The sequence below is a fragment of the Baekduia soli genome, assembly GCF_007970665.1.
Lineage (GTDB): Bacteria > Actinomycetota > Thermoleophilia > Solirubrobacterales > Solirubrobacteraceae > Baekduia > Baekduia soli.
Map to the genome: position 1 here is coordinate 2,637,341 of NZ_CP042430.1, position 26,231 is coordinate 2,663,571.

Annotated in this window: 11 protein-coding genes and 2 pseudogenes; 11 read left to right on the forward strand and 2 right to left on the reverse strand. The window is 76.2% G+C overall.

Going from position 1 to position 26,231, the window contains the following annotated elements:
* Window positions 1-40 precede the first annotated feature (40 nt).
* Complete coding sequence (locus tag FSW04_RS12580) at window positions 41-2,887, forward strand: cation-translocating P-type ATPase (RefSeq protein ID WP_146919724.1); 2,847 nt, start codon at window positions 41-43, stop codon at window positions 2,885-2,887.
* On the opposite strand, the gene FSW04_RS12585 is transcribed toward FSW04_RS12580, so the two are convergent.
* Entirely contained in the window at window positions 2,793-4,106 is a 1,314-nt protein-coding gene (locus tag FSW04_RS12585; RefSeq protein ID WP_146919726.1) for an NAD(P)/FAD-dependent oxidoreductase, read from the reverse strand. The genes FSW04_RS12580 and FSW04_RS12585 overlap by 95 nt on opposite strands.
* A 186-nt stretch (window positions 4,107-4,292) precedes the next feature.
* Here FSW04_RS12585 and FSW04_RS12590 point away from each other — a divergent pair, with 186 nt between their 5' ends.
* The 4 genes and pseudogenes from FSW04_RS12590 to FSW04_RS28160 form a co-directional block, all read left to right on the forward strand.
* Complete coding sequence (locus FSW04_RS12590) at window positions 4,293-4,526, forward strand: hypothetical protein (RefSeq protein ID WP_146919728.1); 234 nt, start codon at window positions 4,293-4,295, stop codon at window positions 4,524-4,526.
* Entirely contained in the window at window positions 4,516-5,757 is a 1,242-nt protein-coding gene (locus FSW04_RS12595; protein WP_146919730.1) for an arginine deiminase, read from the forward strand. The genes FSW04_RS12590 and FSW04_RS12595 overlap by 11 nt, the downstream gene beginning before the upstream one ends.
* Before the next feature lie 142 nt (window positions 5,758-5,899).
* On the forward strand, window positions 5,900-6,826 hold the full coding sequence (gene arcC, locus FSW04_RS12600; protein WP_146919731.1) for a carbamate kinase: 927 nt from the start codon (window positions 5,900-5,902) through the stop codon (window positions 6,824-6,826).
* A gap of 386 nt (window positions 6,827-7,212) precedes the next feature.
* Window positions 7,213-8,469 (forward strand): annotated as a pseudogene (locus tag FSW04_RS28160) (cellulase family glycosylhydrolase); the annotation flags it as partial.
* A gap of 643 nt (window positions 8,470-9,112) precedes the next feature.
* Here the strand turns inward: FSW04_RS28160 and cysC are convergent.
* A complete protein-coding gene (gene cysC, locus FSW04_RS12610; RefSeq protein ID WP_146919735.1) occupies window positions 9,113-10,924 on the reverse strand; it encodes an adenylyl-sulfate kinase in 1,812 nt (603 codons plus the stop codon).
* A 396-nt stretch (window positions 10,925-11,320) separates the two neighbouring features.
* On the opposite strand from cysC, the gene FSW04_RS12615 reads away from it, so the two are divergent.
* The 6 genes and pseudogenes from FSW04_RS12615 (at window position 11,321) to FSW04_RS12640 (ending at window position 26,220) form a co-directional block, all read left to right on the forward strand.
* Window positions 11,321-16,417, forward strand: coding sequence for a type I polyketide synthase (locus tag FSW04_RS12615; protein ID WP_187368723.1), 5,097 nt, complete (start codon window positions 11,321-11,323; stop codon window positions 16,415-16,417).
* 308 nt (window positions 16,418-16,725) lie between these two features.
* Window positions 16,726-16,863: pseudogene (locus FSW04_RS28855) on the forward strand (phosphopantetheine-binding protein); the annotation flags it as partial.
* Window positions 16,864-17,256: 393 nt separating this feature from the next.
* Window positions 17,257-19,413 carry an SDR family oxidoreductase gene (locus tag FSW04_RS12625; RefSeq protein ID WP_456062055.1) on the forward strand — a complete coding sequence of 719 codons (2,157 nt, stop codon included), beginning with the start codon at window positions 17,257-17,259 and terminating at the stop codon, window positions 19,411-19,413.
* Complete coding sequence (locus FSW04_RS12630; protein ID WP_146919743.1) at window positions 19,410-24,302, forward strand: type I polyketide synthase; 4,893 nt, start codon at window positions 19,410-19,412, stop codon at window positions 24,300-24,302. Before FSW04_RS12625 ends, FSW04_RS12630 begins: the two co-directional genes overlap by 4 nt.
* Window positions 24,299-24,610: a phosphopantetheine-binding protein gene (locus FSW04_RS12635; protein ID WP_146919746.1), complete on the forward strand. Its 312-nt coding sequence runs from the start codon at window positions 24,299-24,301 to the stop codon at window positions 24,608-24,610. Before FSW04_RS12630 ends, FSW04_RS12635 begins: the two co-directional genes overlap by 4 nt.
* Before the next feature lie 2 nt (window positions 24,611-24,612).
* Window positions 24,613-26,220, forward strand: a complete 1,608-nt coding sequence (locus FSW04_RS12640) for an alkaline phosphatase family protein (protein ID WP_187368725.1) — start codon at window positions 24,613-24,615, stop codon at window positions 26,218-26,220.
* Window positions 26,221-26,231 lie beyond the last annotated feature (11 nt).

A 26,231-nucleotide genomic window follows, 5' to 3' on the forward strand; every position in this document is an offset into this window, starting at 1 on the left:
GGGCGATGAGGCGATCGAGCGCGCGAGACGACGTCGGCGGGTGACCGGCGCCGGCCGCGAGCCCTGGCGCAGCGACGCGGCCACGGTGCTGGCGCGGCTCGGGACGGACGGGCGGACCGGGCTCGCCGCGGCCGAGGCGAGGGCGCGGCTGGCGCGCGTGGGACCCAACGAGCTGGCGGCGGCCGCGGTCGTGCCGGCCTGGCGCAGGCTCCTCGGGCAGCTCGCCGACCCGCTGATCCTCCTCCTGCTGCTGGCGATCGCGGCGTCCCTGGCGGCCTGGGTCGCCGAGGGCTCCGACGGCGTCCCCTACGACGCGGTGGTGATCGCCGTCATCATCGTGCTCAACGGCGTGCTGGGCCACGTGCAGCAGGCTCGCGCCGAGCAGGCCGTCGCGGCACTGCGGCGGATGGCCGTCGCGACCGCCTCCGTGGTGCGCGACGGCCGCGAGCAGCGCGTCGATGCCCCGCAGGTCGTCCCGGGCGACGTGCTCGTGCTCGCCGAGGGCGACGCCGTCGCGGCCGACGCGCGGCTCCTCGAGGCCGCGTCCCTCATGGTGGCCGAGGCCGCGCTGACCGGCGAGAGCGAGCCGGTGCTCAAGGACCCGGCGACGATCGGGGCTCAGGCGATGCCCGGTGACCGCACCAACATGGTGTTCAGCGGCACCGCGGTCGCCCGCGGGCGCGGCCGTGCCGTGGTGACGGCCACCGGCATGGACACCGAGATGGGCGACGTCGCACGACTGCTGGGGCGCACGGAGCAGGAGCGCACGCCGCTGCAGCGGGAGGTAGCGCAGATCGGTCGCGCACTCGGCGTGGCGGTGGTCGTCATCACGGCCGTGGTGGTGGCGACCATCCTGCTGACGGCCGACGTGCGCACGACGACGGACGTCGTCGCGGTGCTGCTGGTCGGCGTGTCCCTGGCGGTCGCCGCGGTTCCCGAGGGGCTGCCGGCGGTGCTGTCGGTGGTGCTCGCCCTGGGCGTGCAGCGCATGGCGCGACGGCGGGCCATCGTCAAGCGCCTGGCCTCGGTGGAGACGCTGGGATCGGCGTCGGTGGTCTGCACCGACAAGACGGGCACGCTGACGCGCAACGAGATGACGATCGAGGTGGTCGTCACCGCGTCGGGTGAGGTCGAGGTGACCGGCAGCGGGTACCGGCCCGACGGCGAGCTGCGGGTCGGCGGGCACGCGCTGCGCGACGGACCGCTGCTCGACGAGGTCCGGGCGCTGCTGGGGGCCGGCTGCCTGTCCAACGACGCGGCGCTGCACGAGCGGGACGGCGACTGGGTCATCCAGGGAGACCCGACCGAGGCGGCGTTCCTCGTCGCCGAGGCCAAGGTCGCCGGGCTGGCCGGGCAGCGCCGCGCGCGCTTCCGGCGCGTCGGCGAGATCCCGTTCACGTCCGAGCGCAGGCTGATGACCACGCTGCAGGCCGACGGCGAGGACGAAGGCGGGATCGACGTCGTCACCAAGGGCGCGCCCGACGTGCTCCTGGCCCGCTGCACGCAGGAGCGGGTCGCGGGCCGGGTGCTGCCCCTCGGCGACGCCCGCCGGGCGGAGATCCTCGCGACGGTCGACCGGCTGGCCGACCGCGCCCTGCGCACGCTCGCCGTCGCCTACCGGCCGCTTCCGGGCGGCGGCGGCGCGCCGGCCGACGACACGATCGAGCGCGAGCTCATCCACCTCGGCCTCGTCGGCATCATCGATCCACCCCGCCCGGAGGCGCGGGCGGCGATCCGCGAGGCCACCGGTGCCGGCATGCGGGTCGTCATGATCACCGGCGACCACCCGAGGACGGCCGTGCGCATCGCCGCGGACCTCGGCATCGGCGTCCGCGACGCCTCGATGCTCACGGGCCGGGACATCGAGCGCCTCGACGACCATGGCCTGCAGGTCGCGATGCGCGGTGTGACCGTGTGCGCGCGCGTGACGCCCGAGCACAAGCTGCGCATCATCGGCGCGCTGCGCGCCGACGGGGAGATCGTCGCGATGACGGGGGACGGCGTCAACGACGCACCGGCGCTGCGGTCCGCCGACATCGGGGTGGCGATGGGCGTCGCCGGCACCGACGTCGCCAAGCAGGCGGCCGACATGATCCTCGCCGACGACGACTTCGCCACGATCGTCGCCGCCGTGCGCGAGGGGCGGGGGATCTTCTCCAACATCCGCAGGTTCCTGCGGTTCCTGCTGTCCTCCAACATCGGCGAGGTGCTCACGATGTTCCTCGGCGCGGTCCTGGCCGGCGGGCTGGGGCTCGAGGACACCGGCGAGGCCGTCGCGGTGCCGCTGCTGGCCGCGCAGATCCTGTGGATCAACCTGCTCACCGACACCGCGCCGGCGCTGGCGATCGGCGTCGACCCGCCGCCCGACGACGTCATGTCCAGGCGCCCCCGCCGGATGGCCGACCGCGTCATCGACCCGGCCATGTGGGTGGGCATCGCGTGGGTCGGCCTGGTGATGGCGGTCGTGACGCTCGTCGCGCTGGACCTGGGGCTCCGCGGTGGGTTCCTCGGCGGCACGGGCGACATCGAGCAGGGCCGCACCATGGCCTTCACCACGCTCGTGCTGGCGCAGCTGTTCAACTGCTTCAACGCGCGCTCGGATCGCGTCAGCGCCCTGCACCACCTCTTCACCAACCGGCTGCTGTGGGGCGCCGTCGCGCTGTCGGCCTCGCTGCAGGTCGCGGTGGTGCAGCTGCCGTTCCTCAACCGGGCGTTCGACACGACCCCGCTCGGCGGCCGCGACTGGCTGGTGTGCATCGGCCTGGCCAGCGTGGTGCTCTGGGCCGACGAGCTCAAGAAGCTGCTCGAGCGCGGGCTGCGCTCGCGGCGCGCCGCGCGAAGCGCGCGGCGTCGAACGGCGCGAGCACCTCGGGCCGGCGGCCCGTGAGGACCAGCTCGGCCAGCGCCTCGGCGGCCGGCAGCGCGAGCGTCATGCCCAGCATCGAGTAGGCGCCGCTGACGTAGACGTTGGCCGACCCGGGCAGGCGGCCGACGATCGGCAGCCCGTCCGGGGCGATGGGCCGCATGCCGGTCCACTCGCCGGCCACGCTGCCCTCGTCCCACGAGGACAGCAGCGGCCGGACGCCGCGCTGCATCGCCTCGATGCGGCCGGGCACGAGGCGGTCGTTGACGCCGCTGAACTCCATCGTCCCGGCGAGCCGCACGCCGGTCGTCAGCGGGGAGCACCCGACGTGCGGCTCGGCGAACAGGACGGCGTGCGAGGGCACGGGATCGAGGGCGACGGAGAAGCTGTAGCCCTTGCCTGCCTCGACGGGGAGCGCCACGCCGAGCATCCTGGTATCCGTGCCCAGCCGCGCGCCGGTGGCCAGGACGACCGCGTCGGCCTCCACGTCGCCGCCCGGGGTCTCGACGTGGGTCACCGCGCCGCCGCGGGTGGCGAACCGCAGCACGGGCGCGTCCTCGGTGATCTGCACGCCGTGGGCCGTCGCGACGGCGGCCAGCGACGACATGTAGGAGTCGGGCCGGACGTGCCAGTGCCGGCGGATGACCGCCGCGGCGCGGACGGCGGACGACAGCGCCGGCTCGAGCTCGCGCACCGCCTCGCCGGTCAGCGGCACCGTGGGGATCGTCGCGTCCCGGGCGCGGAACGCCTCCAGGCCGTCCAGGAACGCCTGGGTGACCGCGGGGTCGCGGCTGGCCACGAGCAGGCCCAGCCGGTGCAGCTCGGGCCGGAACCCCAGCGGCTCGAGGTCGGCGACGGCCCCGAACGCGCGGCGGCCGAGCGCCTCGAGTGCGACGACGCCGCGCCGGTGCCGTGCCGGCGCGCAGTTGCGCGCGAAGCGCACGAGCCAGGGCGCCAGGCGCGGGAGGTGGCGCGGGTCGACGTAGAGCGGCGAGTCGCGGTCCAGCAGCGCCCGCAGGCCGTAGGTCGCGAGGCCCGGCTCGGGCAGCGGGCCGGCCTGGGTGGGGCAGATCCAGCCGGCGTTCCCGGACGAGGCGCCGGCCCCGGTGCGATGGCGTTCGAGCACCACGACCTCCGCGCCGCCGAGGCGCAGGTGCAGCGCCGCCGACAGCCCCGCGACGCCTCCGCCGACGACCGCGACCCGTCGCGAGCCTGCGATCCCTGCGTCCCCCGGTGCGCGCATGGGGTGGATCCTGCCAGGTGGCACGATCCCGGACGGTGTGGCGGCGACCCGGATCCCGGTCCGTAAAGGTCCGCATGCGCCAACGTAGCGGGCCCAGATGGCGCGGCGCCGCTCGCGGGCGAGGATGGCGCCATTGTCCCCTGCACCGGGCGCGCGGCGCCCAGAGGAGTCCTCGCCCTGGTCGCCATGATCTCGACGTTCGGCGCGCTCAACGGCTGGATCCTGCTCCAGGGCGGCGGACCGCTGGCCGCCGCCCAGGACGGGATGTCCCCGCCGCAGTTCGCGCGGGTCCACGGCCGCAGGGTGCGCCGGTCTGCGGCCGGGTCGTCTCGTCCGTGCTGGTCGCCGCCGATCATGTCGGGCAGCGACCTCGTCGCCGCCCCGCCGCTGACCGCCATCGGGGCCGGCGATGCCCGCTGAGCCGGCTCTCGCGCCCGCCGCGACCGGCCGCCTGCACGTCGACTCCGAGGTCGGCGTGCTGCGGCGGGTCATCCTGCACCGCCCGGGCCTCGAGCTCCAGCGCCTGACGCCGCGCAACAAGGATGAGCTGCTCTTCGACGACGTGCTGTGGGTCAAGCGCGCGCGGCAGGAGCACGACGCGTTCGCCGACACGCTCGCCGAGCGCGGCGTCGAGGTCCTGGCGCTGCACGACCTGCTGGCGCAGACGCTCGGCATTCCCGCCGCCCGCCGCGAGGTGCTGCGGGCGACGGAGGAGCAGGTGGCCGTGGGCCCGACGCTCGCCGCGCCCCTGTTCTCCTGGCTGGGCGGGCTCGGCGACGACGAGCTGGCCACGCGGCTCATCGGCGGCGTCGCGCTCGCCGAGCTGCCGTTCAGGACCGGCGCGCTGGCCGAGCGCGTCACCACGGCCGACGGCTTCGTCCTGGCCCCGCTGCCCAACCACCTCTTCACGCGCGACACGTCGGCGTGGATCTACGGCGGCGTGACGGTCAACGCCATGGCCAAGGCCGCGCGCCGCCGTGAGGCGGTGCACCTGCAGGCGATCTACGACCACCACCCGCTCTTCGCGGCCCGGGAGTTCCCGCAGTGGGCGCGCGACCTGGGCGGCGCGCCCGAGCTCGAGGGCGGCGACATCCACGTCCTCGGCCGGCGCACGGTCATGATCGGCATGGGCGAGCGCACGCGGCCGGGCGCCGTCGAGCTCCTGGCGCGGCGCCTGTTCGTCGCCGGCGTGGCCGACCGCCTGATCGCCGTGGCGATGCCCGCCGCGCGCTGGGCCATGCACCTCGACACGGTCATGACGATGGTCGACCGCGACGCGTTCACGGTCTACCCGGGCGTCCGCGACGCGCTCAAGGCCTACACCCTGACCCACGGGCCGGCGGGCCTCGCCGTCGCCGAGCACGACGACGTCTTCGACGCCATCGCCGAGGCGCTGGACCTTCCGGCCGTCCGGGTGTTCGATACCGGCGGCGACCGCTACGAGGCCGAGCGCGAGCAGTGGGACGACGGCAACAACGTCCTGGCCCTGGCCCCGGGGGTCGTCGTGGCCTACGAGCGCAACGTCGACACGAACACGCGGTTGCGCCACGCGGGCATCGAGGTCATCACGATCGCCGGCGCCGAGCTGGGCCGCGGGCGCGGCGGACCGCGCTGCATGTCCTGCCCCATCGAGCGCGACGCGCTCCCCTAGGCCGATCGGGAGGCCGACGATGTCCACCACGCTCACCGAGCTGCCCCCGCGGTCGGCCGTCTGGCCGCAGGCGGCCAACGGCCTGCCGACCGAGCAGGCGCTGCCGTGCCTGCTCACCGCCGGGCCCGGGCGGGGCTGAGCCGTGCGCGTCGTCCTGGCCCTCGGCGGCAACGCGCTCATCCGGCGCGGCCAGCCCGCCGACGCCGAGGCCCAGCGCCGCAACGTGGCCGTCGCCGCGCGCTCCATCGCCGAGGTCGTCCGCGCCGGCCACGAGGTCGTCGTCACGCACGGCAACGGTCCGCAGGTCGGCCTCCTGGCGCTGCAGAGCGCCGCCTACCCCGACGTGCGCCCCTATCCGCTCGACGTCCTGGGCGCCGAGAGCGAGGGGATGATCGGCTACCTCCTCGAGCAGGCCCTGCGCAACGAGCGGGTGGCCGCGCCGGTCGCCACCCTGCTGACCCAGGTCGTCGTCGACCCGGCCGACCCGGCCTTCGCGGCGCCCACGAAGCCGATCGGACCGGTCTACGACGCCGCCCATGGCGCCGCGCTGGCGCGCGATCGCGGCTGGACGCTGGCGCCCGACGGCGACGGCGTGCGGCGCGTGGTCGCCTCGCCCGAGCCGCAGGAGATCCTCGAGCTCGAGACGATCCGGCTGCTGACGGGCGCCGGGGTCGTGGTGGTCTGCGCCGGCGGCGGGGGGATCCCCGTGGCCGTCTCGCCCGACGGCCTGGTCACGGGCGTCGAGGCCGTCGTGGACAAGGACCTCGCCGCCGCGCTGCTGGCCCGGCGGCTGGACGCCGACCTGCTCGTGCTCCTGACCGACGTGCCGGGCGTCGTCCTGGACTGGGGCACCGAGGCGGCGCGGGTGGCGCCGAGCCTCGACGTCGCCGTCGCCCGCAGCCTGCAGCTCGCCGCGGGCTCGATGGGCCCCAAGGTCGAGGCCGCCTGCCGCTTCGCCGACGCGACGGGGCGGCGCGCGGCGATCGGCGCCATGGAGTCCGCCGGCGAGCTCGTCGCCGGCAGCGCGGGCACGATGGTCCGCGCCCGCATCCCCGCCGGCGTCGCCTGACCCGACCGCCGGCCGCCGCCGGAGCGCTCGCGTCCGGCCGTTCGCGGCCTGACCGCCCCTCGTCGATCGGTCCAGTCTGCGTCCAGGCGTGCTGGATCACCCCCCTGGGGTGCCGACCACGTGGGTGACGAGCCGCGCGGCTCGTCCGGCCCGCGCCCCGGGGCGGGACGTCCCCAGCCGCGTGGCGCCTCGCCCTGCCCGGACCGCGGGCGCCCGCCCGCATGCCGACGACCACGCCCACGACCACGCCGGACCTCCGAGCCCGGACCGGCCCTGCCCTCGGCGCCCTGCTCGGCGCGCTGGTGTGCGCAGTCGCCCTCGCGCTGGCCGCCGGCACGGCCTCCGCGGCCCAGACGGTCGCCACGGCCGAGGCCGACCAGGGCGCGATGGACGGCATCACCGCACGCCCCATCGCCGACACCGCGGCGTCGGGCGGCTTCGCCGTCAAGTTCGACTGGGCCGGGGCCGACCGCCTGACGACGGTGCTTCCCGCCGACGCCGACGCGATCACCCTGCGCACGCGCGGCGACCAGTGCGCGGGTGCTCCCGCCTACACGCTCACCGTCGACGGCCGGCCGTTCGCGAGCGACAGCGTCGCCAGCACGGCGTGGACCGACCGCACCTACGCCGCCACCCTGCTCGCCGGGCGCCACACGGTCGAGGTGCGATTCACCAACGACCACACCGAGCCCTGGCCGAACGCCTGCGACCGCAACCTCTACCTGGACGCGGTGACGTTCTCCTCCGACGCCGCGCCGGTCCCGTCGGTCCCGGCCGTACCGTCGGGCTTCGTCCACCAGTCGGGCACCCAGCTGCTGGACGGCGCCGGCCGGCCGCTGCGGCTGCGCGGGGTCAACACCGGCGGCTGGCTGATGTGGGAGGGCTGGATCTGGGGCCAGCAGTTCGACTACACGGGCGAGTCGGCGATGATGGGCAACCTGGCCGCCGTCGTCGGGCAGCCCGCGGCCGACCAGTTCCGCGCCGACGTGCGCAACACCTACATCACGGGTGACGACTTCCGGGCGATGTCGGCCTACGGGCTCAACGTCGCGCGCGTGCCCATCAACTACCGGCTGCTGGAGGACGACTCCCAGCCGTTCACCTACAAGCAGTCGGGCTGGGATGCCCTGGACCGCGCGGTGGCCGCGGCCCGGCAGAACAGCGTCTACCTCGTCCTCGACCTGCATGCCGCGCCGTGCAGCCAGGTCTACGGGTTCACGAGCGACTACGTCGGCCCCCAGTTCCTGTGGTCGACGCCGAGCTGCCGGGACCGGACGGTCGCCCTGTGGCGGGCCATCGCCGCGCGCTACGCCGATCAGAACATCATCGCGGGCTACGACGTGCTCAACGAGACGATGATCGGTGACGCGCAGCTCCTGGATCTCTACCGGCGCATCACGACCGCGATCCGGCAGGTCGACCCCAACCACACGCTGATCTACGAGGGCAACAACCTGGCCCGGACGTTCGACGTGCTCCCGGCGCCGCTGGACGCCAACGAGATGCTGAGCTTCCACGACTACTCGTGGATGGTCCAGGGCCAGGACCTCACGGCGCGGATGCCGGCCTACGACGCGGCCGCGCGGCGCCTGAACGCCCCGCTGTGGGTCGGGGAGTTCGGCCAGGGCTCCTACGACGACGTGCAGCGCTACGTGTCGACGTTCGACAACGACCCGCTCGTGGCAGGCTGGGCGGACTGGACCTGGAAGCAGTCCGCGGGCTTCCCGGCGCTGCACACCATCCAGCACACGCCGGCCTCGCAGAAGCTGGTCGACTGGATGAACAACTCCTCGCGCCCGCAGCCTGCGCCCGCGGAGGCCGCCCAGGGGATGAGCGACTTCCTGGCGGCGATCCGGTTCACGAGCACCCAGCCCGACGCACGGCTGCGCGAGGTCCTGCGCCCGACCGGGGTCACGCCGGCGGCGGTGGGCATCGACCCCCGGAGGCGGTCGCCGCGGCGCCCGCCGCGGCCCGCACCGCGGTCGCGACGCCGGCCCGCAGGCAGACGGCGGCGGCCGAGGCGGCCGCCGCCAAGAAGAAGGCCGCCGCGAAGAAGAAGGCCGCCGCGAAGAAGAAGGCCGCCGCGAAGAAGAAGGCCGCCGCGAAGAAGAAGGCCGCCGCGAAGAAGAAGGCCGCCGCGAAGAAGAAGGCCGCCGCGAAGAAGAAGGCCGCCGCGAAGAAGAAGAGGAAGGCGGCCGCAAAGAAGAGGGCGGCCGCGAAGACGGCGGCCGCCAAGCGGAAGGCCGCCGCCCGCCGCAGGCGCTGAGCGGCCCGGCGCCGCCGTCGTCAGGCGGCGACCTCGGCCCGCCCCAGGCGGGCCGCCACGAGGGCCAGGACCCGGGCGGCGGACTCCTCCGGCGCCTCGCGCTCGGTGTCGAGCGCGATCTCGGGGGCCAGGGGCTCCTCGTAGGGGTCCGAGATCCCCGTGAACTGGCCGATCTCGCCGCGCAGCGCGCGCTCGTAGAGCCCCTTCGTGTCGCGGCGGATGCACTCGTCCAGCGACGTGCGCAGGTAGATCTCGATGAAGCGCTCGCCCATGAGCTCTCGCGCCTCGTCGCGCGTCACGCGGTAGGGGGAGATCGCCGCGACGAGGACGCATACGCCGTTGCGCGACAGGACGTCGGCGACGAAGGCGATCCGGCGGATGTTCGTGTCGCGGTCCTCGCGTGAGAACCCCAGGCCCTTGGACAGGTGCTGGCGCACGACGTCGCCGTCGAGGACCTCGACGCGCTCGCCGCGCTCCCGCAGCTCCCGGGCGACGAGCGCGGCCACCGTCGACTTCCCGGCCCCCGACAGGCCGGTGAACCACAGGGTGCAGCCCGCCGCGTCGCGGAGCTCGGGCGGCTCGGGGAGCCCCGCGGCCGGCGCCGGTGCCGGCGTGCCGCCGACGCGCCTGGGGAACCGCCGGCGGCCGAAGAGCACCTCGATGACGCGGGTGCGCGTCTCGTGCGGCGCGATGACGTCGTCGATGGCGCCGCGCCGCAGCGCCGCGGTGGCCGAGAGCTGGGCCTGCGCGTAGAGAAGCGCGAGGCGCTCGGCGGTCTCCTCGCCGGCGGGATGCTCGAGCTCGCGCCGGTGGATGATCTCCACGGCCGACCGCGGGCTCATGATCCCGATCTCCGCGTCGTGCCAGGCGAAGGCGGCGCGGGCGCCGAGGTCCTTGCAGTTCATGGTGATGAACGCCCCGCCGTACGCCTTGCGGACGATGACGGTCACGCGCGGCACCGTCGCGCCGGCGAACGCCCGCAGCAGCTCGGCGCCGTGGCGGATGACGCCGGCGGACTCCTGGCGGCTGCCGGGCATGAAGCCGGGGGTGTCGACGAGCACCAGCAGCGGGATGCGGAACCGCTCGGCGGTGCGGATGAAGCGCGCCGCCTTCTGCGAGGCCTCCGTGTCGATGATCCCGCCGAGGTGGCGCGACTGGTTGGCGACGATGCCGACGGTGCGGCCGTCCAGGCGCGCGAAGCCGACCACCATGTTGCGCGCCCAGCGAGGCCACAGCTCCAGGAAGCCGCCGCGGTCCACCAGGCCGCGGATCACCGCGCGCACGTCGTAGTAGCTGCGCGAGCTGCTGGGCAGCTCCATGCCCGGGTCGTCGAGCGGCGCGGGCTCGGGCCGGCGCACCGGTGGCGCGTCGCCCGCGGTCTGGGGGAGGTAGGACAGCAGCTCGCGGCAGAGCGCGACGGCCTCCAGGTCGTCGGCCGAGACGAGGTGGCACACGCCGTTGCGCTCGTGGACGCCGGTGCCGCCGAGGTCGGGGGCCGACACCTCCTCGCCCAGGGCCTGGCGAACGATCTTCGGCCCGGTGAGGAACATGGTGGCCTGCTCGGTCATCACCACGAAGTCGGTCAGCGCGGGGGAGTAGCACCCGCCGCCGGCAGACGTGCCGGTGATCACGGAGATCTGGGGCACGCGCTGCGCCAGCGCGACGTTGGCGGAGAAGATCCGGCCGAACCCGCCCAGCGCACCGGCGCCCTCCTGCAGGCGCGCACCGGCCGACTCGATGAAGGCGACGAGCGGGATGCCCTCGCGGCCGCTGTGGCGCAGCGCCTCGACGATGACGTCGGCCTCCGCGACGCCCACCGAGCCGCCCGACATGCGCGAGTCCTGGGCGTAGCAGACGAGGGGCGGTCGGCGACGCGGCCGCGCGCGGCGTGCACGCCGACGCCGTCGCCGGGGCGGCCGAGGAGCTCCAGGGAGCCGCCGTCGCAGAGCGCCTCGAGCCGCTCCATCGGTGTGAGCCGGGCCCGGGCATCGACGGGGACGGAGGTCGGCTGTTGGGTCACGGAGGATCAGGTCACAGTCGAAGGGACGTCGCGGCGACGTCGCGTGGTCCGGGACACGGCTGTCCGAGGAGGCGTGGTCAGCGTACGAACGCGTTCGTACGACGGTCAACCAGGAGGGCACCTTGGGGCAGACCTGATGCGGGACCGTTGACCCAGGTACCGCCGTTGGGTGAGAGTCCCGGCGCTTGTCATCGGCATTGAGATACCTGTGAGCCCATTCGACTTCATCGTCCTGTCCGCACCGGCCGGCCGGGTCGACGCCGGGCCGGCGATCGCCGCCGCGCGTGCGGGCGCCATCGGCGTGCTCGACACCGAGCTGGCCGCCGACCGCGCCGCCGCCACGGCGCAGCTCGAGCGGCTCTGCCGTGCGGGCGCCGGCCGCACGGGCGTGCTGCTCGAGGACGACGGACTGCTGGACGCCGCGCTGGCCCTGCGGGAGGAGGGACTCGAGGTCGTCGTGACCTCGGCTTACTACTCAGGAGACCTGAGCAAGCTGGTCGTCGCCGCCCACGCCGGCGGCGTCCGCGTGCTGGCGACCGCGATCTCGGTGGCGCAGGCGCTCGCCGCCCAGCAGGCCGGCGCCGACGGCGTGGTCGCCAAGGGCCACGAGGCGGCCGGCTGGGTGGGGGAGGAGGGCTCGCTCATCCTGCTCCAGCGCCTGGGGGCGGCCCTGGAGATCCCCACGTGGGCCCACGGCGGGATCGGCCTGCGGACGGCCGGCGCCGCCCACGTCGCCGGCGCGGTCGGCGCCGTCCTCGACGCCCAGGTCCTGCTCGCCCGCGAGTCGGTCCTGCCGGAGGACCTGCGCACGCGCGTGGGCTCCATGGACGGCAGCGAGACCGCGGTGCTCGGCGCCGGCCTGGGGGCCGGCGTGCGCCTGGCGGCCCAGCCCGGGGCACCCGGCGCCGCGGCGCTGCGCGAGGCCGAGATCGCCCTGGAGGCCGGCGAGGCCGACGCCACCGCCCGCGCCGCCTGGCACGCCGCGGTCGCCGACGCCGTCGCCGCCGGCGCCCTGCTCGTCGGCCAGGACGCGGCGTTCGCGGCCGAGCTCGCACGGCGCTTCGAGACCGTCGGCGGCATCGTCGGCGCCCTGCGCGCCGCCGTGGCGGAGTCCGTCACGGCCGTCCGCGAGGGCAACCCCCTCGGCGAGGGCTCCGCGCTGGCCCGGTCGCACGGCACGCGGTACCCCATCGTCCAGGGCCCGATGACCCGCGTCAGCGACCGCGCCGAGTTCGCCGCGGCCGTCGCGAAGGCCGGGGCGCTGCCGTTCCTGGCGCTCGCCCTGTTGCGCGGGCCCGAGGTCGACGCCCTGCTGGCCCAGACCGCCGAGCTCGCGGGCGACCGCCCGTGGGGCGTGGGCATCCTCGGCTTCGTGCCCGCCGAGCTGCGCGCCGAGCAGCTCGCGGTGGTCCGGGCGCACCGTCCGCCGTTCGCGCTCATCGCCGGCGGCCGGCCCGACCAGGCGCGCGAGCTCGAGGCCGAGGGCATCACGACCTACCTGCACGTGCCGTCCCCGGGCCTGCTGGAGCTCTACCTCGCCGACGGCGCCCGCCACTTCGTCTTCGAGGGGCGCGAGTGCGGCGGCCACGTCGGGCCGCGCACGAGCTTCGTCCTGTGGGACACGATGCTCGGCCGGCTCGCCGACGCGCTGCCCCGCGACGCCTCCGACTGCCACGTGCTGCTGGCCGGCGGCATCCACGACGCGCGCTCGGCGGCGATGGCGGCGGCCGCCGCCGCGCCGCTGGCCGCGCGGGGGGCGCGGGTCGGGGCGCTGCTGGGCACGGGCTACCTCTTCACCCGGGAGGCCACGGAGCACGGCGCGATCACCGAGATGTTCCAGGAGGCCGCGATCGCCGGGACCGAGACGGCGCTCGTGGAGAGCGGGCCCGGTCACGCGACCCGCTGCCTGCCGTCGCCGTTCGTGGAGCACTTCGGCGCCGAGAAGCGCCGCCTGCGCGCCGACGGCGTCGGCGCCGCCGAGCTGCGCGACGAGCTCGAGGCCCTCAACGTGGGCCGGCTGCGGATCGCCTCCAAGGGCACCGACCGCAACCCCGCCCACGCCGGGGACCCCACCGCGCCCCGGCTGGCCCCCGTCGACGCCGCCCAGCAGTGGGAGCGCGGCATGTTCATGATCGGCCAGGTCGCCACGCTGCGCGACCGGGTGACGACGCTGGCCGACCTGCACGACGACGTCGCGGCGGGCAGCACGGAGCTGCTGGCCGGCCTCGCCGGGCCCGCGGCCGGCGAGCCGTCCGCGCCGCCGCCGGCCGACGTCGCGATCATCGGCCTGGGGTGCATCCTGCCCGGCGCGCCCGACGTCGCGACGCTGTGGAGCAACATCCTGGACAAGGTCGACGCGGTGGGCGAGATCCCGGCCGACCGCTGGGACTGGCGGCGCTACTACGACCCCGATCCGGCCGCGCCCGACAAGGTCTACTCGCGCTGGGGCGGCTTCATCGACGAGGTCGACCTCGACCCCATGGCCCTCGGCCTGCCGCCGGCGTCGCTGCGCTCCATCGAGCCGTTCCAGCTCCTGGCGCTGGTGACCGCCCAGGCCGCGCTGCGCGACGCGGGCTACGCGACGCGTCCGTTCGACCGCGAGCGCACGTCGGTGATCCTCGGCGCCGGCGGCGGCGGCGCGGACCTGTCGGTCGGCTACACCGTGCGCTCCGCCGTCCCGCAGCTGCTCGGCGACGCCGTGCCCGAGGTCCAGGACCACATCAACGCGCAGCTGCCGGTGTGGACGGAGGACTCCTTCGCCGGCCTGCTCATGAACGTGGCCGCCGGGCGCATCGCCAACCGCCTGGACTTCGGGGGCACGAACTACACCGTCGACGCCGCGTGCGCCTCCTCGCTGGCCGCCCTGTCGGCGGGCGTGGGCGAGCTGCGGGCGGGGACGAGCGACATCGTGCTGGCCGGCGGCGTCGACGCCATCCAGAACCCGTTCGCCTACCTCTGCTTCAGCAAGACGCACGCCCTGTCGCCCAACGGGCGCTGCCGTCCGTTCGACGCGGCCGCCGACGGCATCGCCATCAGCGAGGGCTTCGCCACCGTCGTCCTCAAGCGCCTGGCCGACGCCGAGCGCGACGGCGACCGCATCTACGCCGTGGTCCGCGGCGTGGGCGCCGCCAGCGACGGGCGGGACCGCAGCCTCACGGCGCCGCGGCCCGAGGGCCAGATGCGCGCGCTGCGCCGCGCCTATGCGCAGGCGCGCTTCTCCCCGGAGACCGTCGAGCTCGTCGAGGCCCACGGCACGGGCACGGTGGCCGGCGACGCGGCCGAGATCGAGGCGCTCAGCCGGCAGTTCTCGGCCTCCTCGGACGCGACGCAGTGGTGCGCGATCGGCTCGGTGAAGTCGATGATCGGCCACACGAAGGCCACCGCGGGCGTGGCCGGGGTGGTCAAGACCGCGCTGGCCCTGCACCACCGCGTGCTGCCGCCGACGATCGGCGTCACCGAGCCCAACCCGAAGGCCGGGTTCGAGCGCAGCCCGTTCTACGTCAACAGCGAGGCGCGGCCCTGGGTCCGCGAGGAGGGCGCGCACCCACGCCGCGCCGGCGTCAGCGCGTTCGGCTTCGGCGGCACGGACTTCCACGCCGTCTTGGAGGAGTACACGGGCGAGCGCCTCGGCCCGGCGCAGAGCGCGATCGACCGCTGGCCCGCCGAGCTCCTGCTCTGGCGCGGCAGCCGCGAGGAGATCACGGCGGCCGTCGACGCGCTGGCGGCCCGGCTGGAGGCCGGGGCGCGCCCGGCGCTGGCCGACCTGGCCCGCACGCTGGCCGCCGAGGCCGGCGATCCCGTGCCCGGCGGCTGCACGCTGGCCGTCGTCGCCGAGTCGCTGGAGGACCTGCAGGGCCGGCTGCCCGCCGTGCGCGACGTGCTCGCCGGCGACGCCGAGCGCGTCCACGCCCCCAACGGCATCCACTTCTCCGCGCGCCCGCTGGCCGCCGAGGGGCGCGTCGCGTTCCTGTTCCCCGGCCAGGGGTCGCAGGCGGTCGACATGGCCCGCGACGTCACGATGGCCTTCCCCGAGGCGCTGGGCGCCTTCGGGCTGGCCGACCGCGTGCTCGCCGGCCGGTTCGAGCGGCCGCTGAGCCGCTACGTGTTCCCGCCGCCGGCGTTCACGTCCGAGCAGGCAGCGGAGCGCCAGGCGCAGCTCACGAGCACCGACGTCGCCCAGCCCGCGCTCGGCGCGGCCGAGCTCGGCTACCTGCGCGTCCTGGGCGCCCTCGGGGTGGCGCCCGGCATGGTCGGCGGCCACTCCTACGGCGAGTTCGTCGCGCTGGCGGCGGCCGGCTGCCTGGCCGAGGAGGACCTCATGCGCCTGTCGGAGGCGCGGGGCCGGGCGATGGCCGAGGCCTCCGCCGACGCGCCCGGGGCCATGGCGGCCGTGCACGCCGCGCCGGAGGCGCTGGAGGGGCTGCTGGCCGCCGGCGACCTCGTCGTGGCCAATCGGAACGCGCCCGACCAGACCGTCGTCTCCGGGCCCGTGGAGGGCATCGAGGCCGCGATCGCCTGGTGCGGCGAGCGCGACATCAGCGCCCGTCGCCTGCCCGTCGCCTGCGCCTTCCACTCGCCGCTGGTGGCCTCGGCCCAGCGCCGGCTCGCCGAGGCCCTGCAGGCCACGCCGCTGGCCGCGCCGCGCATCCCGCTGTACTCCAACACCACCGGCGGCCGCCACGCGCAGGAGCCCGAGGCCATCGCCGGTGTGCTGGCCGAGCACCTCGCGCGGCCCGTCGAGTTCGTCTCGGAGATCGAGGCCATGCACGCCGACGGCGCGCGCCTGTTCGTCGAGGTCGGCCCCGGCTCGGTGCTCACCGCGCTGACCGAGCGGATCCTCGGCGACCGCGAGCACGTCGCGGTCTCCCTGGACCGCCGCCGGCGCCACGGCCTCGTCGCGCTGCTGCACGCGCTGGCCGTCCTCGCCGCCGAGGGCGTCCCCGTGCGGGCCCAGCGCCTGTTCGAGGGCCGCAGCGCCCGCACGATCCCCCTCGCCTCCATCGCGCCCGACGCGGGCCCCGAGCCGCCGCGTCCCGGCCTGTGGAAGGTCGACGGCGGGCGCGCCCGCCCGGCCGACGCGCCCGTGCCCCCGATCCCGACCTCCGTCCCACGTTCCCCCGAGCCGCAGGAGCCGCGCGTCATGACGACCCAGACCAACGGCGCCGCACCGGCCGTGGTGGCCCCGCCACCATCCGCCGCGGCGCCGCCACCCCGACCCCGGCGCCGGTCACGGCCGGCGTCCCGCCCGCCACCTCCATCCCGCCCGACGGCGTGGGCCAGGTCATGGCGCGCTACCAGGACGTGATGCAGCAGTTCATCGAGACGCAGCGCTCGGTGATGCTCGCCTACCTCGGCGCGCCGCGGCCGGCGGGCTCCGCACCGGCCCGGCCGGCGGCGGTCGCGCCCGTCCCGGCGCCCGTGGCCCAGCTCGTGCAGGCTGCACCTCCGCCCCCGCCTCCGCCCCCGCCTCCGGCCCCGCCGCAAGCGCCGGCGGCCGCCGTGCCCGAGCCGGCTGCGGCGCCGGCGCCGGCGGCATCGGAGCCCGTTGCCGCCCCGGCCACGGCCAACGGCAGCAACGGGACCGTGACCCGCGAGGAGATCCGCACGGCCCTGCTGGACGTCGTGTGCGAGCGGACGGGCTACCCGGCCGAGATGCTCGACCTCGAGGCCGACCTCGAGGGCGACCTGGGCATCGACTCCATCAAGCGCGTGGAGATCGCCGGAACGCTGACCCAGACGCTGCTCAAGGACGTCCCGGTCGACATCGAGAAGGTCACCGCGAGCAAGACGCTGGCCGACGTGATCGGGGCCCTGGAGGAGGCGGTCGCCGAGGGCGCCGTGGCCGACAGCCCGGAGGGCGTCAGCCCTTTTGAAGCAGGACCGGCCGAGCAGGAGCGCATCGGCCGGTTCGTCCTGCAGTCCCTGAGCGCTCCCGCCATCACCGAGCAGGCCGGGCTGGCGGCCGGCGGCGCGGTGGTGGTCCTCGACGACGGCCACGGCACGGGTGAGGCCGTCGCCGCCGCGCTGACCCGGCGCGGCGAGGCCGTCGTCCGCCTCGCGCCGGCCGACGCCCCGCGCGACGGCGAGGGCGCCGTGGCCCTGGTGGCCGGCCTGCGCGCCGACGGCCACGCCCCGAAGGCGCTCGTGCACCTCGTCGCACCGGGCCAGTCCGCCGCGGGCGACGCGGGCGTGGCGCCGCTGCTGCTGCTCGCCCAGGCCATGGCCGACGACCTCGAGGCGGCGGCCGCCGCCGGCGGCGCGGCGGTCATGTCGGTCGCCCGGCTCGACGGCGCCTGCGGCGTGCAGGACGGCCCGCCCGAGGGCGGCGCGGCCCAGGGCGCGGCCGCCGGCTTCGTGAAGTCGCTGGCCCAGGAGTGGCCCGCGGTGCGGTGCAAGGCGGTCGATGTCGGGAGCGCCGCGCCCGCCGACGCCGCGGCTCACGTCCTCGCCGAGCTCACCGCGGGCGACGGTCTCGTCGAGGTCGGCTGGCGCGACGGGCAGCGCACGACGCCGGTGCTCGTGCCCGCGTCCCTGGCCGAGCGCCCTGACGCCGAGCTCCTCGAGGACGGCGCGGTCGTGCTCGTCACGGGCGGCGCGCGCGGCATCACCGCCCAGGTCGCGCTGGCGCTCGCGCAGCGCCACCGGCCGCGGCTCGTGCTCGTCGGGCGGACGGAGCCCGTCGCCGAGGACGAGGGCACCGCGGGGCTCACCGACCTCGCCGCGCTGCGCAGCTGGTTCATCGAGGCCCGCCGGCGCGACGCGCGGGAGCTGACCCCGGCGCTCGTCGAGGGCGACTGCCGCGCGCTGCTGGCGGCCCGCGAGATCCGCGCCACGCTCGACGCGCTGCAGGCCGCGGGCGCGGCGGTGCAGTACCGGGCCTGCGACGTGAGCGACCCGGAGGCCTTCGGCGCGCTCATCGACGCGGTCTACGCCGAGCACGGGCGGCTGGACGGCGTGATCCACGGCGCCGGCGTCATCGAGGACAAGCTCGTGCGCGACAAGGCCCTGGGCTCGCTGGAGCGCGTGATGACCGCCAAGGCCGGCGCCGCCGACACGCTGGCCCGCCGGCTGCGTCCCGAGGGCCTGCGGTTCCTCGTGCTGTTCAGCTCGGTCTCGGGCCGCTTCGGCAACCGCGGCCAGGCCGACTACGCCGCCGCGAGCGAGATCCTCAACAAGCTCGCCCAGGACCTCGACCGCCGCTGGCCCGGCCGCGTCGTGGCCGTGGACTGGGGCCCGTGGCGCTCGGGCGGCATGGTCTCCCCGGAGGTCGAGCGCGAGTTCGCCCGCCGCGGCGTCGCCCTCATCCCGCCGCGGACCGGCTGCCGGATGCTGCTCGAGGAGCTGCACCGCGGGCGCAAGGGCGAGGCCGAGCTGGTCATCGGCGGGGTCACCGGCCCGGACGGCTCCCGTGCCGGCGCCGCCGCGCTGCCGCTGCTGGCCGCCCGCACGCAGACCACCCCGGCGCCCGACGGCGGGGTGGAGGTGCAGCGCGCGCTGGCCGTCGCCCACGACCGCTACCTCGACCACCACCGCGTCGACGGCCGTGCGGTCCTGCCCTTCGCCGTCGCCATGGAGCTCATGGCCGAGACGGCCCGGCTCGCCAACCCCGGCGCGGCCGTCACCGGCCTGCGCGACATCCGCCTGCTGCACGGCGTCACCGTCGACGACGAGGCGGGGGCCGACATCCGGATCACCGCCGCCGCGCCCGGCGAGGGCGGCGACGTGCCCGTCACGATCAGCGCCGCCCAGGGCGCCCGCGCCCAGTACCGCTCCATCGTCGAGCTCGACCGCCCGGCGACCTCGGGGCAGCCCGGCCCGGCGGCGCTCGACGGGCTCGCCGCGTTCCCAATGACGGTGGCCGAGGCCTACGACGAGCTGCTCTTCCACGGGCCGGCCTTCCGTCGGATCACGGCGATCACGGGCATGGACGACCGCGGGTCCAGCGCGCTGCTGACGCCCTCTACGCCGGCCGAGTGCGTGGAGGACGCCGCCGGCGGCGACTGGCTCCTGGACCCGATCCTGCTCGACGCCGCGCTGCAGGTCCAGGTCATCTGGGCGCGCCTGTACTGGGACGTCACGCTGCTGCCGGCGCAGATCGGCGGCCACCACGTCGCCGCCGGCGCGCGCGCCGCCACCGGGCCGATCCGCCACGAGCTGCGGATCCGGCCCGCCAGCCGCGCGCCGCTCTGCCACGCCGACCACTGGTTCCACGCCGCCGACGGGACGCTGCTGGCCACGCTCACCGACGTCGTCGGCGTCGGCACGCGCGCGCTGAACCGCCTCGCCGCGGGGGCGGCATGACGGCGGCCGCGGCCAGCGTGCCGGGCGGCATCGCGATCACCGGCATGGCATGCCTGTTCCCGGGCGCGCCCGGCCTGGACGCCTACTGGCGCAACATCCTGTCGGGCACCGACGCGGTGACCGATCCGCCGCCGGAGTCGTGGGACCCCGACGTCTACTACGACCCCGAGTTCCGCGACCAGGACCGCACGTACTGCAAGCGCGGCGGCTACCTGGGCTCGCTGGCCTCGTTCGCGCCGCTGGCCCACGGCATCCCGCCCGTCGACGTCGGCGGCGAGCCCGACCAGTGGCTCGCGCTGCAGGTCGCGACCGACGCGCTGGCCGACGCGGGCGCGACCGAGCTGCCCCAGCACGTGCGCGAGCGCACCTCCGTCGTCCTGGGCAAGGGCACCTACCTCAACGGCGGCAACGCGATCGCCGTCCAGCGCGGCCTCGTCGTCGGCCAGACCATCGAGCTCATCCGCCGGCTGCACCCCGAGCACACGGAGGCCGAGCTCGAGGCGCTGCGCCGCGAGCTGCAGGGCCAGCTGCCGCCGCTGGGGCCCGAGACGGTCCCCGGCCTCATCCCCAACATCATCGTCGGGCGCATCGCCAACCGCCTCGACCTGCGCGGGCCCAGCTACACCGTCGATGGGGCGTGCGCGTCGTCGCTGCTGGCCGTGCGCCTGGCGATGCGCGACCTGCGCAGCGGCGAGTGCGACCTGGCGCTCGCCGGCGGCGCACAGGTCTGGATGCCCGTCGCGACGCTCAACCTGTTCTGCCGCCTGGGCGCGCTGTCGCGCACGCAGCAGATCCGCCCGTTCGACGAGCACGCCGACGGCACGCTGCTGGGCGAGGGCATCGGCATGATCGTCCTCAAGCGCCTGGAGGATGCCCGGCGCGACGGCGACCGCGTCTACGCCGTCCTGCGCGGGGCCGGGGCCTCCAGCGACGGGCGCGGCACGACCGTCATGGCCCCGCGCGTGGAGGGCGAGGAGCTCGCGCTGCGCCGCGCCTACGACGACGCCGGCGTCTCGCCGCGCAGCGTCGGGCTCATCGAGGCCCACGGCACGGGCACGCCGGTCGGCGACGTCGTCGAGCTCGAGGCGCTCACGCGGGTCTTCGGGGCGCGCGACGCGCTGCTGCCGCGCTGCGCGATCGGCACGGTCAAGTCGATGATCAGCCACACCATCCCGGCGGCCGGCGTGGCGGGGATCATCAAGACGGCCCTGGCCCTGCACCACCGCGTGCTGCCGCCGACGCTGCACTGCGAGACGCCCAACCCCAAGCTCGGGCTCGAGCAGTCGCCGTTCTACATCAACACGGAGACCCGCCCCTGGATCCACGGCGGCGCCGAGCCCCGCCGCGCGGGCGTCAACGCCTTCGGCTTCGGGGGCGCCAACGCCCACGTCGTGCTCGAGGAGGTGCCCGGCACGCCCGGGGCCGACCACCGGCCGCCGTGGGACAGCGAGCTCTGCGTGCTCGAGCGCGCGACGCAGGCCGAGCTGGCCGACGCCGCCCGGGGGCTGGCCGTCGCGGTCGCCGCCGCGCCCGAGCTCGGGCTGACCGACCTGGCCTTCACGCTGGCCGGCGAGCTGGGAACGGTCGACGCGCCGCTGCGCCTCGCGGTCGTCGCCACCTCCGTGGAGGACCTGCGCGGCAAGCTGCTGCAGGCCGCCGAGAAGCTCGCCGACCCCGCCTGCCGGCGGATCAAGTCGGTCTCGGGGATCTACTACGCGGCGCAGCCGCTGGGCCGCGAGGGCAAGGTGGCGCTCGTGTTCCCCGGCGAGGGCGCCCAGTACCCGGGGATGCTCGCCGACCTGTGCCTGCACTTCCCGCAGGCGCGCGAGACCTTCGACCGCATCGACCGTCTCTACGCCGACCACCCGCGCGGGCACCTGCTCAGCGACTGGGTCTACCCGCGGCCCGCGTTGTCCGACGAGGAGCGCGCCCGCAACGACGCCCAGCTCATGGAGCTCGACATCGCCGTCGAGTCGGTCCTGACCGCCAACGCCGCGCTCCACGCGGTGATGTCGGGCCTCCTGCGGCGCGTCGACGCGACCGTCGGCCACAGCACCGGCGAGCACTCGGCCGCGATGGTCGCCGGCGCGCTGGACCTCGACACCGACGAGCGCCTCGGCGGCTTCTGCCGCGGCCTCAACGACGCCTACGCCGCGGCCGACGAACGCCACGACGTCCCGCGCGCCGTCCTGCTGGCGCTCGGCGCCGACGCGGCCAAGGCGGCCGAGATCGCCGCCGCGGCGGGCGGCGAGCTGCACCTGGCGATGGACAACTGCCCGCACCAGGTCGTGCTCGTCGGCGAGCGCGAGGCCGTGGCGCGCGCGCACGCGCTGGCGTCCGCCGACGGCATCGTCGCCGAGCAGCTGCCCTACGACCGCGCCGTGCACACGCCGATGTTCGAGCCCTTCGCCGAGGACCTGCGCAAGGTCTTCGCGGGGCTGCCGGTCCGCCGCCCGCACACCGCGCTGTACTCCTGCACGACCGCGGCGCGCTGCCCCGAGGAGCCCGAGGAGATCCGCACGCTGCTCGGCGAGCACTGGACGAGCGCCGTGCGCTTCCGCGAGACCATCGAGGCGCTCTACGCCGACGGCGTGCGGGTGTTCGTCGAGGCCGGCCCGCGGGGCAACATGACGTCCTTCATCGAAGACACCCTGCGCGGCCGCCCGTCGGTCGCGGTGGCCTGCGACGTGCGCCGGCGCTCGGGCACGGCGCAGCTCAACCACGTCTGCGGGCTGCTGGCCGTCCACGACGCCGACGTCGACGTCGCGGCGCTCTTCGCGGGCCGCGGCGCCCGGGAGGTCGACTGGCGCGCGCCCACGGCCTCCGAGGGCCGCCCGCCGGCCCCGCGCATCGCGCTCTCCACGCGCTGGCCGATGCTGGCGCTCTCGGAGGAGGACGGCGCCCGGCTCGGCGCGCGGGCGCCCGCGGCGCCCGCCCCGCCGGCCCCCGTCGCCAACGGCAACGGCAACGGCCATCACGCGGCACCCGCGCCCGTCGCCGCGCCCGCGCCCGCCGCGGCGGTCCTCGAGCCCGCCCCGGCCTGGGACGCGCCGCTGCCCGTCGGCGGCGACGAGGTCACCGCGGCGGTCGCCGAGCACCTCGCGACGATGGAGCGCTTCCTGCACGCCGGCAGCGAGGTCATGCACGCCTACCTCGCCGGGGCGGCGGGGGCGGCGGGGGCGGCCCTGCCGCTGCTCGGCGAGGTCGTGGCGTGCGACCCCGGCGTGGAGCTGCGCGCGCGGCGCCTCGTCGATCCCGAGCACGACCGCTACCTGCTGCACCACACCCTGGGCCGCGCCGTCGCCCGGACCGATCCCGATCTGGCCGCGCTGGCCGTCATGCCGATGGCCATGAGCCTGGAGCTGATGGCCGAGGCCGCCGCGGCGCTCGTGCCCGGGCGCATCGTGACGGGCCTGCGTGACGTGCGCGCCCACCGCTGGCTGGCCTGGGCCGACGCGCCCCGCACGCTCGAGCTCACCGCCCGCCGGCTGCCGGCTGCCGACGCCGACGCCGACGCCGTGCGCGTGGAGCTGCGCGACCCCGACGCCGACGGCGAGGGGGGCGCCCCGGTCGTCGAGGGCACCGTGCTGCTCGCCGGCGCCCACCCGGTCCGGCCCGCGCCGCTGGCCGCCGCGCTGGCGGGCGCCGGGCCCGGGGACTGCCCGCCGGAGCGCCTCTACGAGGACGTCATGTTCCACGGGCCGCTGTGGCAGGGCGTCCGCGCCATGGACCTCGTCGGCCCCGCCGCGGCCCGCGCCCGGCTCGAGGTGCTCCCGCAGGACGGGCTGCTGCGCGGCGACCCGGCCCCGGCGCTCGTCCTGGACCCCGTGGCGCTGGACGCCGCCGGCCAGGTCATCGGCTTCTGGGCGGCCCAGCAGCTGCACCGCGGCCGGGTCGTGTTCCCGTTCCGCCTGGCCGCCCTGGACCTCTTCGGCCCGCGCCCGGCCGACGGCACGGCGCTGGACTGCGTGGCGGCGATCGCGACGGAGGGCGACGCGCTCGTGCGCTCCGACATCGAGGTCGCCGACGCCGAGGGCGGCTGCTGGATGCGCCTGACGGGCTGGGAGGACCGGCGCTTCGACGTCCCCGACCGCTTCGCGCCGCTGACGGTGCCCGGGGCGCTGGCCCCGCTGTCGACGCAGTGGGCGACGCCCGTGTCGGCCCTCGGCCTGCCCGCCGCCGCCTGCCGGCGCATCGACGCGCGCCTGCCCGCCGACGCCGCGCTGTGGAAGCCCGTCTGGGCGCGCCGCGTGCTCGGCCGCGGCGAGCGCGAGCGCTTCGACGCGCTGCGCGGGCCCGAGCGCCGGCAGCTGGAGTGGCTCGGCGCGCGCACCGCCGCCAAGGAGGCCGTCGCCGGCCTGCTGGCCGACGGCACGGGCCTCGAGCTGCAGCCCGCCGACCTGGAGATCGCCGCCGACGAGCTCGGCGCGCCGCGGGTCGCCTGCCCGGCGCTGGACGGCCTGGAGGTCGAGCCCGTCGTCTCGCTGGCCCACACCGGCGGCCACGCGTTCGGCCTGGCCCTGCTGGCGCCGCGCGGCGCCGGGGCCCGCATCGGGATCGACGTCGAGCTCGTGCGCCCGCGGCCCGAGGGCTTCGCCGAGGCGGCTCTGCGCGACGGCGAGCGCGCGCTGCTGGGCGGCGTCGCCCCCCAGGACGCCGACGAGTGGGTCCTGCGCTGCTGGTGTGCCAAGGAAGCCGCCGGCAAGGCGACGGGGATCGGCGTGGTGACCGGCGACGAGGGGTCGCCCGAGGTGGCCGGGATCGACGTGGCCAGCGGGACCGTCGTCGTGCGCACGGCCGGCCGCGAGGTCGTCGTGCCCACCCGGCGCGAGGACGACCTCGTGGTCGCCGTGACCATCGTGACCAACGAGCCAGAGGAGCGCCGATGACGCCGACGAGCACCGACGCCGCCGTGATGGCCGGAGTGCTGGACCTGCTCGGCGAGCTCGCCGGGGACTGGGAGTACGACGGCGAGGTCGTCCCCGCCACGCGCTTCGTGGCCGACCTCGGCCTCGAGTCCCTGGAGATCGTCGTGCTCGGCACGATGATCCAGCACCAGTTCGGCCGCCTGCCGTTCTCCGAGTTCCTGGAGGACATCGGCCGCCGCCCCGAGGCCGAGCGCGACATCACGGTCGCCGAGCTCGTCGCCTTCATCTGCGAGCACCGGCCGGATCCGACTCCGGCCCAGGAGGGATGACCATGGCCCCGACCCTGCTCATCGGCCTCGACGGAGCGACCTACACGATCCTCGACCCCTACGTGGAGCAGGGGATCATGCCGTTCGTCGGCGAGCTCATGGGCCGCGGCACCCGCGCCGAGCTGCGGTCGGTCATGCCGCCGCTCACGCCGCCGGCGTGGACGTCGCTCATGACCGGCAAGCACCCTGGCGCCCACGGCGTCTTCGACTTCTTCCAGCGCGACGAGCCCGACAGCGTCTACCTGGGCTTCGCCAGCTCCCAGGACGTCCGCGCCGCCACGATCTGGACCCTGGCCAGCGAGGGTGGCCGCCGGATCCTGTCGCTGAACTTCCCGCTCATGTTCCCGCCGCCGCCCGTGGAGGGCTGCATCGTGCCCGGCGGCATGATGCCCTGGCGCCAGCTGCGGCTGGGCTGCCACCCGGCGGGGCTGTTCGACCGGCTCAAGGAGCTGCCCGGCTTCAACCCGCGCGAGATGCTCGACATGGAGCTCGAGGTCAAGGCGCTGGAGGGCTGCCCCGACGACGAGATCGCCGCGTGGGTCGACCTGCACATCCGCCGCGAGCACCGCTGGTTCGAGGTCGCCCGCCACCTCATGCAGGAGGAGCCCGCCGACCTGATGGCCGTCCTCTTCGACGGTGTCGACAAGCTCCAGCACCTGTGCTGGCGGTTCATCGACCCCGCCTGCCGGCCCGCGGACCCGACCCCCTGGGAGCAGGGGATGATCGAGCGCTGCGAGCGGTACTTCCGCGAGCTCGACGGGATGCTCTCAGAGCTCGTGGAGCTCGCCGGGCCCGAGGCGACGGTCATCGTCGCCTCCGACCACGGCTTCGGGCCCACCCGCGAGGTGTTCCACGTCAACTCGTGGCTGGAGCGCGAGGGCTACCTGACCTGGGCGCAGGGCGGCGGCGACGCCGAGGGCCGCCACGGCACCGACGTGGGCTTCGCCGAGATGACCCGCCACGTCAACGCCGTGGACTGGACGCGCACGATCGCCTACGCGGCGACCCCGAGCAGCCAGGGCATCACGATCGTCGGCACCCTCCCGGGCACCGACACCCCGCTGCCCGCCGACGTGCGCCGCAAGGTCACCGGCGAGATCGTCGAGGGCCTGCGCGCGCTGCGCCGGCCGCACGACGACCGGCCGCTCGTCGCCGACGTGTGGACCCGCGAGGAGGCGTTCGCGGGCCCGTTCGAGGCGCTGGGGCCGGACGTCACCATGGTCCTGGCCGACGCCGGCACGGTGTCGATCCTGCCCTCCGACGAGCTGATCTCGCGCCGCGACGAGCCGCGCGGCCACCACCGCTGGGAGGGCATCTTCATCGCGCAGGGGCCCGGCATCCGTGCGGGCGCGCAGGTCGACGAGCTGTCCATCGTCGACGTCGCGCCGCTGGTGCTGCACCGCCTCGGGCTGCCCGTTCCCGACGACATGGCCGGCCGGGTGCCCACCGAGATCCTCGAGCCCTCCGAGCTCGCGCGCAACGCGCCGCGCAGCGCCCCGGCGGCCGCGGCCCCGGCGCCCGTCCCCGATCGGTCCGCCGATCTCGTCCTCGACGCCGAGGAGCAGGCGGGCGTGATGGACCGCCTGCGCGCCCTGGGCTACGTCGAGTAGAGGAGCCGGCC

Bases quoted from the DNA above. Each gene is read 5' to 3' on its own strand.
- FSW04_RS12635 (WP_146919746.1), top strand. From the start codon at position 24,299: ATGACGCCGACGAGCACCGACGCCGCCGTGATGGCCGGAGTGCTGGAC.
- cysC (WP_146919735.1), bottom strand. From the start codon at position 10,924: ATGTCGGGCGGCTCGGTGGGCGTCGCGGAGGCCGACGTCATCGTCGAG.
- FSW04_RS12640 (WP_187368725.1), top strand. From the start codon at position 24,613: ATGGCCCCGACCCTGCTCATCGGCCTCGACGGAGCGACCTACACGATC.
- FSW04_RS12585 (WP_146919726.1), bottom strand. From the start codon at position 4,106: ATGCGCGCACCGGGGGACGCAGGGATCGCAGGCTCGCGACGGGTCGCG.
- FSW04_RS12590 (WP_146919728.1), top strand. From the start codon at position 4,293: ATGATCTCGACGTTCGGCGCGCTCAACGGCTGGATCCTGCTCCAGGGC.
- FSW04_RS12630 (WP_146919743.1), top strand. From the start codon at position 19,410: ATGACGGCGGCCGCGGCCAGCGTGCCGGGCGGCATCGCGATCACCGGC.
- FSW04_RS12595 (WP_146919730.1), top strand. From the start codon at position 4,516: ATGCCCGCTGAGCCGGCTCTCGCGCCCGCCGCGACCGGCCGCCTGCAC.